This window comes from Acidovorax sp. Q11, assembly GCF_054950075.1.
On record NZ_JBUDZG010000094.1, the window covers coordinates 1 to 741 of the forward strand.

At 57.0% G+C, this 741-nt stretch carries 1 pseudogene; it reads left to right on the forward strand.

Going from position 1 to position 741, the window contains the following annotated elements:
• Window positions 1-110 (forward strand): annotated as a pseudogene (locus ACYZGB_RS22820) (IS5/IS1182 family transposase); the annotation flags it as partial.
• Window positions 111-741: the final 631 nt, after the last annotated feature.

The window sequence follows — 741 nt, forward strand, 5'->3', positions numbered from 1 at the left end:
TCTTCGGCAAGCTCAAGGAGTTCAAACGCATCGCAATGCGCAGCGACAAGACGGATACCAGCTTCGCGGCGATGATCCATCTCGCAGCTGCGGTTATCAACTCCCGATGATTCTCAACACGCCCTAGCCCGGGACGGGGAAGTCCCTTTCATTCGCTAGGCCGCAGAAACGATGTTCGGCGCCAACCCCTACAGAGTGCTCGTCGCTATAGTTTTCGCTATTGTGTGCAGCCTCGCACACGCGAAGCCTCCGGTGCGGGTGCGAGTGGACATGCCGTCTGGCGGCTGCAACCTCACTGTCTGGCAGGATGGCAGCGCTTCCATCCACTACGGGGCGATGCCAAGGTGGATTCACTCCGCCGCAGGCACCTTCGAGTTTGGTCAATTGGTCATTGACTTGCGCCGCAGATCGTACGTGCAGTCCATACCAGCACCAGGAAACTCCGATGGCACCGTATCCCTGCCAATGAGCGAAGACCTACTGACGATCAGTGACAAGGAGTTTGTGAGGTCACTTCTGAAGCACGCGTGGAAGTCCCGCGCCTGCCCCAAGACTCCTCAGGACGCCGAAGACTACGATTGGGTGTCCAAGGCTTGCTCACTGCCGTAAAGACCGGGCCTGTCCGAATTTCCGTGTGTGAGGCTAATTGAACCTTCACCGATTTCGTGAAGCTGATTGAGGATCTTACGTGCTCGATTTGGTGAACCGGTCTTCGTAGAGGATCGCGAATTGGTTCATCGC